We start from the raw sequence: 15036 nt of genomic DNA, 5'->3' as shown, positions 1-15036 counted from the left end.
AGCAGCGAGATATTAGCCATTGACCCCTCGGGGCCATACTGCAATGCGCGCATCGATGAATGAGCAGGGCTATTCAGGAACAGATTACGTGTCTCAACCACGCAAAGGCATCATCCTTGCCGGGGGTTCGGGCACGCGGCTTTACCCGCTGACGCGCGGCGTTTCCAAGCAGCTTATGCCAATCTTCGACAAGCCGATGATCTATTATCCGCTCAGCACGCTGATGCTTGCCGGAATTCAGGACATCCTCGTCATCACGACGCCCGAGGATGCCGAGCAGTTCGAGCGCGTTCTGGGTGACGGCAGCGATTTTGGCGTCAATCTCAGCTACGCCGTGCAGCCGCGCCCTGAAGGTCTGGCGCAGGCTTTCCATATTGGTGCCGATTTTGTGCGCGGCGGGCCGAGCGCGCTGATCCTTGGCGATAATATCTTCTACGGCCACGGCCTGCCGGATTTGCTTCAAAGCGCCAATGCACGCGGCGAGGGCGCGAGCGTGTTCGCATACCGCGTCAACAATCCTGAAGCGTTTGGTGTGGTCGAGTTTGATGGCGGCGGCAAAGCGGTCTCGATTGAGGAGAAGCCTGCGCAGCCCAAATCGAACTATGCCGTGACCGGCCTCTATTTCTACGACGATACGGTTGTCGAGCGCGCCCGTGACCTTGCTCCTTCGCCGCGCGGCGAGTTGGAGATAACCGACCTCAACCGGCTTTACCTCGACGAAGGTTCGATGGCGGTTGAGATCATGGGACGCGGCTTTGCCTGGCTCGACACTGGCACGCATTCCTCGCTGCTCGACGCGGCGACCTATGTGCGTATCACCGAAGAGCGGCAGGGCCTCAAGATCGCGTGCCCCGAAGAGATTGCCTGGCGTCAGGGCTTCATCAATGATGCAGAACTTGCGCGCATTGCCGAGCCGCTGCGGAAATCGGGTTATGGCGAATATTTGCTCCAACTGCTTGAGCGACCGGTGCTACCTTGAATATCGTCGAAACCGCTATTCCCGGCCCGCTCATTATCGAACCGCGTGTGTTCGGCGATGAACGCGGTTTTTTCATGGAAACTTGGAACGCGGGCGCTTTTGCCGAAGCGGGGCTGAACCTGACATTCGTGCAGGACAATCACAGCCACTCGCAAAAGGGTGTGCTGCGCGGGCTGCATTTTCAAAATCCGGGGCCGCAGGGCAAGCTGGTACGCGTCGCCAATGGCGCGGTGTTCGATGTCGCTGTGGATCTGCGCCGGACGTCGGAGCATTTTGGCAAGTGGGTGGGCGTTGAACTGTCAGCCGCGAACAAACGCATGTTCTGGGTGCCCGAAGGCTTTGCGCATGGCTTTCTGACGCTCGAGGATGACACCGATTTCCTCTACAAATGCACCGCGCCCTATGCCCCGCAATCCGAGCATACGCTGGCCTGGGACGATCCTGCGGTAGGGATCGAATGGCCGGTCGAGGGTCTGGATCCGATCATTTCGGAGAAGGACGCCGATGGTCAGGCTCTCGCCGATGTGGCGGCGTTCGCATGAAAGTCCTCATCACCGGCGCGAAGGGTCAATTGGGCGGGGCGTTGCAACGTACCGCTCCCGGTGATGCCGTCATCAGCGCAATTGATATCGACGACGTCGATCTGACCGAGAGCGCCATACTGAGCGCACGCATCGAGGCTGACGCGCCTGATTTGATCCTCAACGCTGCCGCCTACACCGCGGTCGACAAAGCCGAGGAAGACGAAGACCTTGCACGGGCGATCAATTCGCAGGCCGTTGCGGTGATGGCAAAAGCGATGGAACGCTCGGGCGGCAAACTCGTGCACGTCTCGACCGACTTCGTTTTCGATGGAAGCTCGGCGAAGGCCTACGCGCCTGATGCCAAGCGCGCACCGCTATCGGCCTATGGTCGCACCAAAGCCGAAGGCGAGGACCACTTGCGCGAAACCGATCTGCTTGTCCGGACAGCCTGGGTTTACGAAGCGGGCGGGGCGAACTTTGTGCGCACCATGATCCGCCTGATGAACGAGCGCGACGAGCTTTCTATCGTGTCTGACCAGATCGGCTCACCAACCTGGGCGACTGGATTGGCGCGCACGATCTGGGGTTTGGTCGATAAAGGCGCGCAGGGCACTTTCCATCACAGCGATGCGGGCGTTGCGAGCTGGTACGACTTCGCAGTTGCCATCGCTGAGGAGGCTCATGCACTCGGTTTGATCCAGAGCCCGCCGAAAATCCGGCCGATCACTTCGGCTGAATATCCAACCCCCGCCCGGCGCCCATCCTTCTCGCTGCTCGATTGCAGTGCAACGCGGAGGCTGATCGGCGATGCGCCGGTCCACTGGCGCGAGAACCTACGAACCATGCTCAAGGAGGAAGCGAGCCTTGGCTAACATTCTTGTTACCGGAGGTGCCGGATTTATCGGCGGCAATTTCGTGCATTTCTGGAATGCGCGCAATCCTGAGGATCATGTGGTCGTGCTGGATGCGCTCACTTATGCAGGCAATCGTTCGACCATCGCTGGCGCGACCAATGCCGATCTGGTTGAAGGCGATATCCGTGATCAGGGGCTGGTGGAGCAATTGTTGCGCGAACGGGATATCGCGACGATTGTTCACTTCGCTGCTGAAAGCCATGTCGACCGCTCGATCAGTGGGCCGGATGCTTTCATCGACACCAATATCCTCGGCACCAACTCGCTCCTCAAAGCGGCGCGCAGTGTCTGGCTCGACGGTGATGGCAAAGAGCACCGCTTTCACCATATCTCGACCGATGAAGTGTTCGGATCGCTCGGCAATGATGATCCCGCCTTCAGCGAGACGACGCCCTATGCGCCCAACTCGCCCTATTCCGCGTCGAAGGCGGCGTCCGATCACCTCGTGCGCGCTTACCACCACACTTATGGGCTCGAGGTGACGACCAGCAATTGTTCGAACAATTACGGCCCCTATCAATATCCCGAGAAATTGATCCCGCTTTTCTTCCTCAACGCGCTGTCGGGCAAGCCGCTGCCGATCTATGGCGACGGGATGAATGTTCGCGACTGGCTGCATGTCGAGGATCACTGCTGCGGGATCGAGGCGTGCCTGACCAAGGGCCAGCCGGGCGAAACCTACAATATCGGCGGCGGTGCGGAGCTGCCCAACATGGAAGTGATCGACGCGATCTGCCGCGAGGTTGATCGGGCATTCGAAGAGGTCGCGGGCCTGGCTGAACGCTACCCCGACGCTCCCGCAGCGAAGGGCGGCAAGAGCGACAGCCTCAAGACATTCGTCACTGATCGCGCCGGACATGATCGCCGCTACGCCATCGACGAAACGAAGGCGCGCGGCGAGCTGGGCTATTCAGCCGCGCATGGCTTTGACGAAGGGCTGCGTCAGACATTGCGCTGGTATCTCGACAACGAAGATTGGTGGCGGCCGCTGCTGACGCGCGAGGCTTGACAAAGGTGGGGCAAAGCGTGATCGCCGCTGCGCTGCAACATAAGGATTGAAAATGACCCGTAGCGAAATCGCCTCCAAGGTTGTGGAGCTCATGGAAGACGTCTTTGACGAAGACGATCTGACCTATGATGACTCTATGACCGCTGCCGATATCGAGGAATGGGACAGCCTTTCGAACATTCGCTTTGTCGTTGGAATCGAAAAGGAATTCGGCATCCGTTTCAGCAATAGCGAGATTGCCGATCTCGAAAATGTCGGCCAGATGGTGGACTTGATCCTGTCCAAACAGGGTTGAAGCCGCCGAGACTGCGCCGCCAGAGCAAGAACGGGGCCTTTTGAGGCATGAGCCAATCACCAGCCGGACCATTTGCGCTTTCGTGGCTGCTGGAGCCGCCTGAGGATTTTCGCGCGCAGCTTAAAGCGCTGCGGAGCGATCCACAGAGCGACGTTGCTCAGCTGCGCGCCCTTGGCCGTTTCGATCTGGACCTGAATCAACTCGGCCAGCTGGGTAAAGCGGCGGGAAAACGGCGGGAAGATCTGGCCGCCAGTGGCTTGCGCAGCTTACGCCTCGCGATCGCCGGGACGCACACGGTCGATTTTTTGGTCGATGCACTCGCCGGGACCGGCTTGCGCCATGGCCTGCTGATCGACACCTTTGTCACCGACTACGGGCAAACTGCGCAGGCGGTGCTCGATCCGACTTCGGCGCTTTTCGAGTTCAAGCCTGATCTGGTCTATCTTGCCTTTGATCCATCCGCCTTGGGTATCGCCCAACCGCGACTGGATGCTCAGGGCGGCGAGAAGGCGGTGCAGTCGGCGCTCGACTATGCGTTGTCGCTGCGCGATGCAGCCCATGCCAATGCGGGTGTCGGCGTGATCCTGCAGAGCCTTCCCGTGCCCGCGAGCCCTCTCTTCGGCGGTTTCGATGCGTGCCAGCCAGGTTCGGTTCGCTGGATGGTGCAGCAATTCAACGCCCGGCTTGCAGAGGCGCTCGCGCCCGGAGATTTGTTCTTCGACCTTGCTGCGCTTGCCGAGACAATTGGCCTGAGCGACTGGCACGATCCTGCGCGCTGGCACGACGCGAAAGTGCCCTTCGCGCTCGATGCCATACCGCTGGCAGCTGACCATTTGTGCCGGCTGCTCGCCGCAGTTCGCGGCCTTTCGCGCAAGTGCCTGGTGCTTGACCTAGACAATACGTTGTGGGGCGGGGTGATCGGCGACGACGGCGTTGAAGGCATTGCGCTTGGGCAAGGGACCGGCACGGGCGAGGCCTATGTTGCGATCCAGCAATACGCCAAACATCTGCGGACGCGCGGGATCATCCTTGCGGTGTGTTCCAAGAATGAAGATGCGAACGCCCGTCTGCCATTCCAGCATCACGAGGAGATGGTGCTGGGCGAAGACGATATAGCGGTCTTCATCGCAAATTGGACCGACAAGGCGAGCAACCTTCAGCACATTGCCAAGGTGCTGAATATCGGCACGGACGCACTGGTATTCCTCGACGACAATCCGGCCGAACGCGAGCGGGTGCGGCAGGAACTCCCCGAAGTCGCCGTGCCCGAAGTAGGCGCGGACCCTGCGCAATATGTCCCGCTGCTTTCAGCCGCTGGCTATTTCGAGGCCGTTTCCTTCGGCGACGAAGATCGCAAGCGCGCCGAGATGTATCAGGCCAACGCTGCGCGAGCGAGCGAGATGCAGAAGATTGGCAATATGGACGACTATCTGCGTTCGCTCGATATGGTTTGCTCGCTGCGACCATTCGATGCGCTGGGCCGCGCGCGCACCGCGCAACTGATCAACAAGTCGAACCAGTTCAACCTTACCACCCGGCGCTATACCGAAGCCGAAGTGGCGGCATTCGAGACCGACGCAGACACCTTCACCTTGCAAGTCCGTCTGACGGACCGCTTTGGCGATAATGGCATGATTTCTGTCATCATTTTCAAGAAACAGAATGCGGTATGGATTTGCGACTCGTGGCTGATGAGCTGCCGTGTTCTGGGTCGTCGGGTCGAAGAGGCTGTGCTGGCGACAGTGGTCAAAGCGGCCCGTGCTGACGGGGCATCAAAACTCGTCGGCGACTGGCTGCCTACGCCCAAAAATGGCCTGGTCGAAAAGCATTTCGAGAAACTCGGGTTTGATTTCGTCTCCGATCTGCCCGATGGCGGCACCCGCTGGGCGCTTGATCTGGATAGTTATGCAGCTGTGGACCTGCCGATGGAAATCGAGCAGGCTGACGACCTGATTGGCGCGGCTGAATAAGGGGCTCTGATGCCGGAACTGGTTAACATGTTGGCTTCACGGCCCCATTTGGCGCGGCTTACGCAGCTGGTGACCGGCACGTGGCCCGAACATGCCGACTATCTGGAAAAGAGCTATGCGGTGCGGACGCCCGCTCTGCTCGACACCAGCGATGCCGTTGCGAAAGTGATCCTCGAGCTTGCCGGCGATCATGCTGATCAGGCCGCGCAGGATTATCGCTGGCTTTGCGATGTCATCCGCGAGGAAGAGTTCAACTTCGCGCGCACTGACGCCTATCGCTACTCAACATTCGAAGAGACGAACCGCCACGTCTATTCGGATGACGAATTCATGCAGCGATACATGCATGGTCTGATGTTCAGCCACGTCCTGTGGTACATGCATCTGTCCAGCCTACACTTCTTCCTCGGCAGGCTTGCTGCGCGAGTGAAGCCGGGCGGCAAGATGATGGAAGTGGGTTCGGGCCACGGTCTGCTAATCTATCTTGCACTGACTGAGCTGGGTATGAGTGAGGCGGTCGCTTGGGACATCAGCCCGGTTTCGCTCGACCAGACGAAGGCCGCGCTTGGCCAGTTGGGCATGGGTGACCGGGCGCGTTACGCGATCCAGGACATGCACAATGTCGAAGCGGGCGGCGAGCAGTTTGACCTCATTATCCTGTCGCATCTGCTCGAACATCTGGAGCAGCCGGTCGATGCATTGCAGAAAATCCGCAACGCGGTGGCAAAGGGCGGCTATCTGTTCGTCAACGTCCCTCTTAACGCGCCGATGCCGGATCATATCCAGCTGCTGACCGATCCCGATGATGCGGTGAAGATGGTCGAAGAAGGCGGGTTTCGCGTGCTTGAGATTGCCTCGCATACGACGCAGGCGGCAACATTGCCGCGCGCTCTGAAGCGCAAGACTGCGGTCACTTGCTCGATCATCGCCGAGCCTCGCTAGACTGAATTGGCGGGCAAATGCTGTTCAACTCGATCAACTTTATCTTTCTGTTCCTTCCAGCGGTGCTGGCCGGATATTATGTGCTCGCTCTGTCGCCGCTGGCGATGCTGCGGCGCGTATTCCTGATCGCAGCGACGCTCGTATTCTACGCTTTTGCTGGCCCGCAATTCGTGCCGTTGCTGGTGGTATCGGTGGCGATCAACTTCGCCGCCGGAAAGCTGATCGCGCAGCTTGATGGGTCGGGCAGGGCAAGGGGAGCAGTCGTCGCGCTGGCCGTGATCGCTAATGTCGCGCTGCTGGGATATTTTAAGTATTTCAACTTCCTCGCCGAGGCTCTTGGGGCTGCGTTCGGCGCCGATTTCGGGATCGAGCAAATCCTCTTGCCTTTGGGCATTTCGTTCTTCACGTTCCAGCAAATCGGCTATCTCGTCGATGTCAGTCGGGGACGGATCAAGGCAGCCGGCCCCATCGACTTTGCCAGTTTCGTGCTGTTCTTCCCGCAACTGCTCGCCGGTCCGATTGTCCAGTTTGGCGAAGTCATAGAGCAACATCGCCGCAATCCGGTATGGGGAGAGGTTGGACGCAACATCCTGATCGGCCTCGCTATCTTCGCCATCGGCCTGTTCAAGAAGACGGTGATTGCCGACACGCTGGCGCTTTACGCGCAGCCGGTTTTTGCCGCAGCGCGCGATGGCGGGGAGGTCGGTTTTGTCGACACGTGGATCGCCGCATTCGCCTATACCGGACAGGTTTATTTCGACTTTTCGGGCTATTCCGACATGGCGATCGGAACGGCGCGGATGTTTGGCATTATCCTGCCGCTCAATTTCCTTTCGCCGCTTCGATCTAAGAGCGTGGTCGAGATCTGGCGGCGCTGGCACGTCACGCTCGGCCGATGGGTACAGCTCTATATCTTCCAGCCGGTGGCAGTGCCTTGCGCGCGGTTGGCGGCGCAGCGCGGGCTGGGTAAGTATGGAACTCTCGCGCTCGCTGTGGTCGTGCCCACGATGCTTTCGATGCTTATCATCGGCGTGTGGCACGGGGCTGGGTGGACGTTCGTGGTCTTCGGCCTGATGCACGGCGCCTATATGTCGGTGAACGAGGTTTGGGCTGCCATTCGCAAGAAGGCCCGCAAAGCACGCAGGAAAGCGCAAGGAGGCCCGCCGATTTGGCGAGATCCGGTGGCGAGGGCTGCGACCCTGCTGTCGTTCGTTCTCTCGATCCTGCCATTCGGCGCGCAGGGTCCGGCAGATATGTGGGCGCTATTTGCAGGAGCTTTCGGCGGGTCGGGCTGGCTGGTCATTCCCGAGGCATGGCCTTTCGGCATCGAAGCGGCGATCCTCTTCACGCTGTGCGCCTATCTGATCGTGTTTCTCCTGCCCAACTCGCATGAGATCATGGGGCGCTTTGAGCCGGTGCTGGACTGGGAAGCGGACTGGTCGCAGCGCGCGAAGAGCCCGGTTGTGATCCAATGGAACACCACCGTTGGCTGGGCGCTCATCACGGCGCTTGCATTGTTTCTGGCGGTCGCTTTCATCATGCGCGGAACGACCGAATTCATCTACTTCAACTTCTGACCCGCAAGGCTCTAATACGTGACACAGATCGAAGCCACCCAGCCGGAAAGGCCAATGACACGGGAGCGACCATGGTTGTTGCTCGCTGTGGTTTTGCTGGGTTTTGTCGGGCTGGCGCTGCTGACAATGCTGCTGCCGCATGATCGCTATATCCGGTATCAGCAATTGTCCGAAACTCTGCATTTCCGCTCGATCTGGGCCTATGAGCGGATCGCGTTTGATGACACACCGATTGACGTTGCGGTTATCGGCAATTCACGGCTTCAATCGGCGGTGTCTGCACCGGTCCTCCAAGAGCGTCTGAGCGAGCAGCTGGGCCGTCCCGTCCGGGTTGCCAATCTCAGCCTGCCGCAAGAGGGGCGCAACGCGCATTATTCTGTCGCGCGCGAGCTGTTCGCGCACCGCGATGACGTGGATATGGTTATCCTATCTGCCATCGAAGCCATGCCGCGTGACGGGCATCCGGCATTTCGCAACATCGCCGATGCTGGCGATGTTTTGGCCGCCCCGGTCCTGATCAATCGTGGATATGGCGATGACCTCGCCTTCATCCCGTTCCGGCAGATGTCGCTGTTTGTGCAATCGCTCGCACCCGGAGCATTTGGGCTGAGTGGCTTTGACCAAGAGGGCTATTACGGCACCGATTACGACACGACGGTCAGTTACCAATCGCCAACCGGTGGTTTCATAGACAAGGACAGCGTCTATGCCGCCGAGCTGCTGCGCCCGTTTGCCGAAGAACGGGTTCGCTCGATCACGCCGCCGGTTCTGCCTGAAATTCTCGCAGACCGTGAGTTCGCAATCGAGCATCATTACACGCGTGCAATCGCCGATCTGGCCCAAGCGAACGGGGCGCAGGTCATGTTTCTCTACATGCCGATCTTCGAGAATCCCGATCCGCTGCGCGAAGAGCAATTCTACACCGAAATCGGCACAGTCCTGACCGTTGAGTGCATTGCTGCAGATGCCGGGCTGTATTCCGATTACGGGCACCTCAACGCTTCGGGTGCGCGCCAGTTGAGCCTGATGTTGGGCGATACGCTTGCGCGGCTTATGGCACTAGGCGAGAGTGAAGATAGCGTCGAAGATCGGGAAAAGGTGAGCCTGTGTTGAAGAATGAAGCAGATCACGAACCCGCAGCCACGGTGGGAGCAAGCAGTGTGAAACCGCTGCCTACGGTGATCCACTCGCTCACTAGTCTTCGTTATCTCGCGGCGGCATGGGTGCTCTTTTTTCACTTCAAGGAATTTTTCCCCGAGACAGCCCTCCAGCAATCCAACTTGACGCGTTACGGTTTTCTTGGGGTCGATTTCTTCTTCGTATTATCGGGTTTCGTTCTGGCGCATGTTTACCTGCCCAAAATCCGTGCGCGGCGGTTTGACTACTGGAGTTTCCTCGTGCGCAGGATCGGGCGAATTTACCCGCTCCATATCGTGACATTGGTCTTCACGATTGGAATTTCACTCATCGGAATTGCGCTCGGCTGGAACTACACGCTTTGGAACCTTGGCGCTTGGACCGAGCTGGAAAGCGGAGCGATCATTCGTGCGCTGTTTGCGAATCTGACGCTGATCCATGCCTGGGGCGCGACGCCGGACCTGCTGTTTAACCTGCCGAGCTGGTCGATCAGCGCAGAATGGTTCGCCTACCTGCTCTTCCCGGTCTTCGTCCTGTTCTTTAGTCCACTGCTCAATCGACCGGTGTTGCTGACAGCCTTGTGTATTGTTGCGCTGGTTGGCCTGGAAGCGGCAAATGGCGTGGCAACGGGGAACTCGCTGCTCCAGGCGACATGGAATCTCGGTGCCTTGCGGATCGTTCCTACGTTCGCGCTTGGGATTGCGCTTTACCGGCTCGGCGAAACCCGCAGTCTAGGCGCACGCGGCTCGCCAATTGCGTTGGCGGGAGCGGTCATCGCGTTGATCGCCGCAACGCTGCTGGCTGCACCCTATGTCGTAATCGTGCTGTGCCTTGCTGGGATCGTGTTTCTCGCGGCCGATATGGAACGGCATGGAGGGCTCGCGCTGCTATGCCAGCCGTTCCCTGTGCTGCTCGGCGAGATATCCTATTCGGTCTATCTCTGGCACTTTCCCATCGGCGTGGTTGCGTTTGATATTATGCTTGCGGGAAGAGGCGATGTTGGTTCGCTTGGCGGCATTGCGATGATTTTCGGGGTGCTTGCTTTCATCACTTTGATTTCTTGGATCAGCTACAAATTCGTAGAAGTGCCAGCGCGCGCCGCCATTATCGCGGCATCGCAAGGTATGGTTCAACAGAACCGGGCGGCTGGAAACTCATGAGCTTGTTTTCGAACTATACACTGCACCATGTCGGCATTGTGCTGCCTTCGATTGAAGACGCAGAGCGCCATATGGAAAGCTTTGGCCTTGCTGAAGATTACCGCGGCTATGTCGCTCCGTGGCAGTGCTGGTGCATCTTTACCAAGCCCGAAACCGGTGCCGCAATAGAGCTGGTGGTTGCTGACGGTGGCCCGCTCACCAAGTTTAATAAGGGCGTGGGCGGCGTTCACCACTTTGCCTATGCGATCGACGATTTTGCCGACGCGCAAACGTGGTGTGAGAAGAATGACCTGCAATTGCTGGAGCCCGAGCCGATCAAAGGTGCAGGTAATTTCCTGTGCAATTTCATCCATCCTGTCGCGACCCGAGGGATACAGATCGAACTGGTGCAGGAACTAGGCTGATGCTTCGTGCGGCTGCGGCGTTGGATGCCAGCGACTGAGAATGAAGCGCGACGCGGCGTTCCTGAGGATGGTCGCGCACGCGAAGCCTATCGCAGCACCAAGAAAACCCAACACAGGGATCAGGGCGAGGGCCAGAATGACTGCAAGCGAAGTTGCGGCCACCTCGATCTTCAGTAATTGCCTTTCGCGCCCTACCATTATGAGCGCTGCGCCAACTGGGCCGAATACAACGTTGATTGTCTGAGCTGCTGCGAGAATTTGGAGTGCCAATGCGCCAGCTATGAACTCTTCGCCAAACAGGCCAAGCAATAGCTCCGGCAGGACCAAGCAAAGTGCGGCGAGCGGGGCAACCATGACCAGTCCGATCAATCCGACCTTGTGCGTAATGCCCATCACTCCCGCCCGGTCACCAGCCGCGCTGGCCTTTGCAATATGTGGTCCCGCCATGGTCGAAAACGATGCGTTCACCAGCTGGAATAGCAGGCAGAACATGAAGGCGGTCCGGTAGATCCCTGCATCGGAGAGGCCCGCGATGGCCCCGATTGCCAATAGCGTCAGCCACTCGCCGGAGGTCATGAGAATTGGCGCGCCGGTTACGCGCAGACCTGTCGGGATATCGATCTGCGCAGTTCCTTCCCCCCAATTGCGGGAAAGCCGTCTGGCAGCGAACAGACTGATACCGGTCGCCAGCGCTAGTCCCGCCAGATATGCCAGCGGTAGAGCAATCGGCTCGACGTCCGAATTTGCAAGCCACAAGACCGCAATCACTCCGGCAGCAATGCTGGTATAAAGCACGCCTTCCAGCGATTGTGACAACAACACGCTCCCCTGACTGCGAAGCAAGGCATTGCTGTGACGCAAAAGGGCAAGCAGCAGAACCGCAGGCGAGAACGCAAGAATGATATAGAGGAGCGGGTTGGGCGCGTCAGCTAGAGCGTATATCGATAGCCCGCCAACGAGCATGAGGAGAGCACAAGCGGTCCCGCTGCACAGGATAAATCGCCGACCTTTGGTAAACGTCTCGCGCAGGTCGCCGATCGTGCCCCGCCGAACAATGACCGCTGCTTCACGGATGATAAGGAAGTCGAGGCCTGCAACCGAAATCACCGCAAGCATTGTCGCGGTCGTCAGGCCCAGTTGATAGGCTCCGACCGCCTCGGAGCCATTGACCTTGGCGATCAGCCACAAGAGCACAAAGCCGGAAACGGCACCAAGCCCACGCAGCCCGAGGCCCACGGCGAGGTCAAATCCGATTCTGCCCTTCATATCGTTGCGCCTATCCCAAATCGCCGTCGAACTACACAGTTCCGCTTGCAAAAGACCTATGACAAAGGGGTTGCAAGAACCCGAGGCTTGCGGTCTTAGCTGACAGCGCGGTGCGATCAATCAGAAGCGGTTCGCGTTTCGTGGTTCAGGGCGTTTCGATGAAAATATTCTGCATTGGCTTTCAGAAAACCGGTACTTCGTCCTTGCGCGATGCGTTGAGTGAAGTCGGCTACAGCGTCACCGGTGTTTTCGGGCGAGATGTGGAGCTGCGCGAGCTGCGCGAAACCTATATCGAGCGCGGACTCTCCATCGCTGAGCAGTATGATGCGGTCGAGGATATGCCCTGGCCGCTCATGTTTCGAGAACTTGATGCTGCGTTTCCAGGGGCCAAATTCATCCTGACAATGCGCGATACCGACCGCTGGTATCACTCGATCGCCAGCCACTTTGGAGCCAATCCTTACCATATCCAGCAGCTCACCTATGGAGAAGATGCTCCTGCGCCCGTGGGCCACGAAGAGCGTTATCGTGAGGTGTACGAAGCGCACAATGCGGCTGTCCGCGAATACTTTTCTGACCGGCCTAATGACCTGCTCGAATTCTGGCTTGAGCGAGGTCATGGCTGGGACGAGTTGGCCGCGTTTCTTGGCCGGTGCGATATGCCAACCGGCGCATTTGTGCACACAAACTCTCAGTCCCAGCGCATGAGCCTCTACAACCGCATCCGCCGCAAGCTCGATCGGATGGGTGTCCTGTCCTACTCAGGGATGGATGGATAAAGCGCTCCCACCGGACCGGGCGCATCTCGCACTGTGGCCGCCAGATCACGCTCAAAAACAGGTGTTTTCGGATTGGCAAGCAGCGTCCCGACGGGGGCAAAATCACCGGCATTGAAATCGGCGAACAGACTGTCTCTGTCTCCGCCCGTAGTGGTGGCGAGCGCGTCATCCATCGGCGTTTCTCCCGCATGGATATGGTTGTCAGTGACCAGCGCTTCGATCGGTGCGCTGCCATTCTCAACGAGCCTTGCGAAGACGTTGTTCGCGATCAGGCAATAGGAATCGAATGTTGATGGTGTGCCATCATTGCGGAACGAGAAGCCTTGGTTTGGCATCGAACAATGCGCAACCACGACGTGGCTGATAGCGGTCGACTGGTTTGATCTGCCAATCTGGCTGAAAACAACGGTGTCGCTGAAATAGTCGGAGCCAACAGGATCATTGCCCAGAGCATTGTTGAAGAACACGAAATCTCGCGCATCAACGTTGGACGAAAGGAAGATGTTCTGCGTCTGCATGTCAAAGGCAAGATTGTCATAGGCAATGACGTTCTCCGACTGCAGATTGAAACGCTGTTGGTACCAGTCGCCATGGGCATCGAAGTTGGACAAGACCTCAAGGGCACTGCCCTTACAGTCCGTTGCGGGGAAGCCTTGGCCCTTGCGGCCGATGAGCGTGCCGGAAGACGCGCGCCTGCCATCGCTGTCATTCAGGGTAGCGCTCCAGCCCGGATCCTGCCCGGCAAGCGTGGTGTTGATGAAGTCGACAACATCGCTGAAGAGATATCCGTCAGAGCCGGTCCCGGCATAGTCGGTGGCTTGCTTGCCAACGGAAAAGGTTGCGCTATTCGAGCCCCAAGCAAAGGTGTAGGTTGCATCATTCGGGTCGACAGCCCCGCTGCGTGCCAGTGTGGCAGAACTCTCAGATCCTGAATACTGAACATCAAAGGCCGGAGCATCGTTGTTGAATGGCGAGTCGTTCTGAGTCGCCACTTGCGTGCCTACCAAACACCTTGCGTCTGCAAAGATGTCGCGGCTCATCATCGAGAATGTTCCGCCTCGCACCAGGTTTGCAGCGACGGCGATGTTTTCCAGATTCGATGCCGACACCTCCAAGAGATACGGATCATTCCGGACCCGGAATCCTGTAAAATAGGGACCGCCGCGCCAAAGTGCCCCTGCCCCGCGAGAATTCGTCATATTAATCCCATCGAGAACATAGGATTTGCCGCTCTCGGCGAAGAGATGGTCGACATTGGCGTAGTCGATGGTGATGTTCCCCCCCTTGAGCCAAATGCCACTTGCCTTTGGGCGCAAGTTGCTGTCGCTATCGACTGTCGCAGTTGAGTTAATCGAGCTGCGTCCGAACGTGACCGGAGCGGTCGCTTCGACAGTGAGATAACCAGTGGGCGTATAGGACGAGCCAAGACCATTCATTGGCTCGTTTTCAAGCGGGACTTTGATCAAGAGGCGAGGGTTTGCAGGGCTCTCGATCTTGATTTGAAGCAAGGCAGAGTCGAACGAATGGAAATTCGAACCTGTGGCTGGCTGCGTAGTATCCACGGTGTACTGCGCATCATGAAGTGAGGCCGAAGGGAAGAAGCTGTAAGGCCCGATTATACGAGCCTGCATGGTGGGATCGGCAGGAACCACCTCAACAAAAAGATGCGCTTCGCCAGTTAGATTTGCTGGCTTCGTCAGCGTTGCCCAATATCCCCAGTAGGTCACTTCATTGCGATTGGCGTCCTTGAAAGTGAAAGGTGTAGCGTCGGCGACATCAACGGTATTGCCCTCAAAATGGAACCGCACATTGGCGATGCCGCCAATCAGCGTGCCACCGTTGTTTGCCGCCGCTGCGACGCCGACTGTCAGCTTTCTTGAGAAGAATTGCCCCGGCGGCACCAGCAAACGCGCCGCAGGCTTTGCTGTTGTTCGTATAGGATCGCTGGGGATTGTTGCAAAACCGCTCGCTGCTGTGCCGGTCCAAGCCTGCGAGGGACTGATCTCAGGTCCGGCAAACGACCCACTGCCAGCGAGCGTGACGAAATTCCCGCGGCGTGCGGCAGGAGTTTGGCCGAACC

Annotated in this window: 14 protein-coding genes; 12 read left to right on the top strand and 2 right to left on the bottom strand. The window is 58.4% G+C overall.

All coding sequences use genetic code 11. The features are described 5' to 3' along the window. The first annotated feature begins 88 nt into the window (after nucleotides 1-88). The 11 genes from rfbA to Q0887_RS10285 are packed head-to-tail and all read left to right on the top strand — an operon-like array spanning nucleotide 89 to nucleotide 10911. Nucleotides 89-979 carry a glucose-1-phosphate thymidylyltransferase RfbA gene (gene rfbA / locus Q0887_RS10335; RefSeq protein WP_299194668.1) on the top strand — a complete coding sequence of 297 codons (891 nt, stop codon included), beginning with the start codon at nucleotides 89-91 and terminating at the stop codon, nucleotides 977-979. After that, complete coding sequence (gene rfbC, locus Q0887_RS10330) at nucleotides 976-1521, top strand: dTDP-4-dehydrorhamnose 3,5-epimerase (protein ID WP_299194665.1); 546 nt, start codon at nucleotides 976-978, stop codon at nucleotides 1519-1521. The genes rfbA and rfbC overlap by 4 nt, the downstream gene beginning before the upstream one ends. Beyond that, nucleotides 1518-2375 carry a dTDP-4-dehydrorhamnose reductase gene (gene rfbD / locus Q0887_RS10325; protein ID WP_299194662.1) on the top strand — a complete coding sequence of 286 codons (858 nt, stop codon included), beginning with the start codon at nucleotides 1518-1520 and terminating at the stop codon, nucleotides 2373-2375. The genes rfbC and rfbD overlap by 4 nt, the downstream gene beginning before the upstream one ends. Further along, nucleotides 2368-3426, top strand: coding sequence for a dTDP-glucose 4,6-dehydratase (rfbB, locus tag Q0887_RS10320; RefSeq protein WP_299194660.1), 1059 nt, complete (start codon nucleotides 2368-2370; stop codon nucleotides 3424-3426). Before rfbD ends, rfbB begins: the two co-directional genes overlap by 8 nt. A gap of 52 nt (nucleotides 3427-3478) precedes the next feature. After that, nucleotides 3479-3721, top strand: a complete 243-nt coding sequence (locus tag Q0887_RS10315; protein ID WP_299194657.1) for an acyl carrier protein — start codon at nucleotides 3479-3481, stop codon at nucleotides 3719-3721. Nucleotides 3722-3768: 47 nt separating this feature from the next. Further along, nucleotides 3769-5691, top strand: a complete 1923-nt coding sequence (locus tag Q0887_RS10310) for an HAD-IIIC family phosphatase (RefSeq protein WP_299194655.1) — start codon at nucleotides 3769-3771, stop codon at nucleotides 5689-5691. A 9-nt stretch (nucleotides 5692-5700) separates the two neighbouring features. Next, nucleotides 5701-6633 carry a class I SAM-dependent methyltransferase gene (locus Q0887_RS10305; protein WP_299194652.1) on the top strand — a complete coding sequence of 311 codons (933 nt, stop codon included), beginning with the start codon at nucleotides 5701-5703 and terminating at the stop codon, nucleotides 6631-6633. A gap of 17 nt (nucleotides 6634-6650) precedes the next feature. Beyond that, complete coding sequence (locus tag Q0887_RS10300; RefSeq protein WP_299194648.1) at nucleotides 6651-8210, top strand: MBOAT family O-acyltransferase; 1560 nt, start codon at nucleotides 6651-6653, stop codon at nucleotides 8208-8210. 18 nt (nucleotides 8211-8228) lie between these two features. Continuing rightward, a complete protein-coding gene (locus Q0887_RS10295; RefSeq protein WP_299194646.1) occupies nucleotides 8229-9323 on the top strand; it encodes a hypothetical protein in 1095 nt (364 codons plus the stop codon). Further along, complete coding sequence (locus Q0887_RS10290; RefSeq protein ID WP_299194643.1) at nucleotides 9320-10507, top strand: acyltransferase; 1188 nt, start codon at nucleotides 9320-9322, stop codon at nucleotides 10505-10507. The genes Q0887_RS10295 and Q0887_RS10290 overlap by 4 nt, the downstream gene beginning before the upstream one ends. Further along, entirely contained in the window at nucleotides 10504-10911 is a 408-nt protein-coding gene (locus tag Q0887_RS10285; protein WP_299194640.1) for a VOC family protein, read from the top strand. The genes Q0887_RS10290 and Q0887_RS10285 overlap by 4 nt, the downstream gene beginning before the upstream one ends. Here Q0887_RS10285 and Q0887_RS10280 read toward each other — a convergent pair. After that, nucleotides 10903-12177, bottom strand: a complete 1275-nt coding sequence (locus Q0887_RS10280; protein ID WP_299194637.1) for a polysaccharide biosynthesis C-terminal domain-containing protein — start codon at nucleotides 12175-12177, stop codon at nucleotides 10903-10905. The genes Q0887_RS10285 and Q0887_RS10280 overlap by 9 nt on opposite strands. Nucleotides 12178-12317: 140 nt before the next feature. Between Q0887_RS10280 and Q0887_RS10275 the strand changes: the two genes are divergently transcribed. Then, nucleotides 12318-12956, top strand: coding sequence for a sulfotransferase family protein (locus Q0887_RS10275; protein ID WP_299194635.1), 639 nt, complete (start codon nucleotides 12318-12320; stop codon nucleotides 12954-12956). Here Q0887_RS10275 and Q0887_RS10270 read toward each other — a convergent pair. Beyond that, on the bottom strand, nucleotides 12935-14863 hold the full coding sequence (locus Q0887_RS10270; protein WP_299194633.1) for a hypothetical protein: 1929 nt from the start codon (nucleotides 14861-14863) through the stop codon (nucleotides 12935-12937). The two genes, Q0887_RS10275 and Q0887_RS10270, sit on opposite strands and share 22 nt — an antisense overlap. Nucleotides 14864-15036: the final 173 nt, after the last annotated feature.

It is taken from the genome of uncultured Erythrobacter sp. (assembly GCF_947492365.1).
Taxonomy (GTDB): Bacteria; Pseudomonadota; Alphaproteobacteria; order Sphingomonadales; family Sphingomonadaceae; genus Erythrobacter.
The sequence above is the reverse complement of the archived record's forward strand: the minus strand, read 5'-3'. Positions and strand labels throughout refer to the sequence as shown.

Bases quoted from the DNA above. Each gene is read 5' to 3' on its own strand.
- Q0887_RS10310 (WP_299194655.1), top strand. From the start codon at position 3,769: ATGAGCCAATCACCAGCCGGACCATTTGCGCTTTCGTGGCTGCTGGAG.
- Q0887_RS10285 (WP_299194640.1), top strand. From the start codon at position 10,504: ATGAGCTTGTTTTCGAACTATACACTGCACCATGTCGGCATTGTGCTG.
- Q0887_RS10280 (WP_299194637.1), bottom strand. From the start codon at position 12,177: ATGAAGGGCAGAATCGGATTTGACCTCGCCGTGGGCCTCGGGCTGCGT.
- Q0887_RS10300 (WP_299194648.1), top strand. From the start codon at position 6,651: ATGCTGTTCAACTCGATCAACTTTATCTTTCTGTTCCTTCCAGCGGTG.
- rfbD (WP_299194662.1), top strand. From the start codon at position 1,518: ATGAAAGTCCTCATCACCGGCGCGAAGGGTCAATTGGGCGGGGCGTTG.
- Q0887_RS10305 (WP_299194652.1), top strand. From the start codon at position 5,701: ATGCCGGAACTGGTTAACATGTTGGCTTCACGGCCCCATTTGGCGCGG.
- Q0887_RS10315 (WP_299194657.1), top strand. From the start codon at position 3,479: ATGACCCGTAGCGAAATCGCCTCCAAGGTTGTGGAGCTCATGGAAGAC.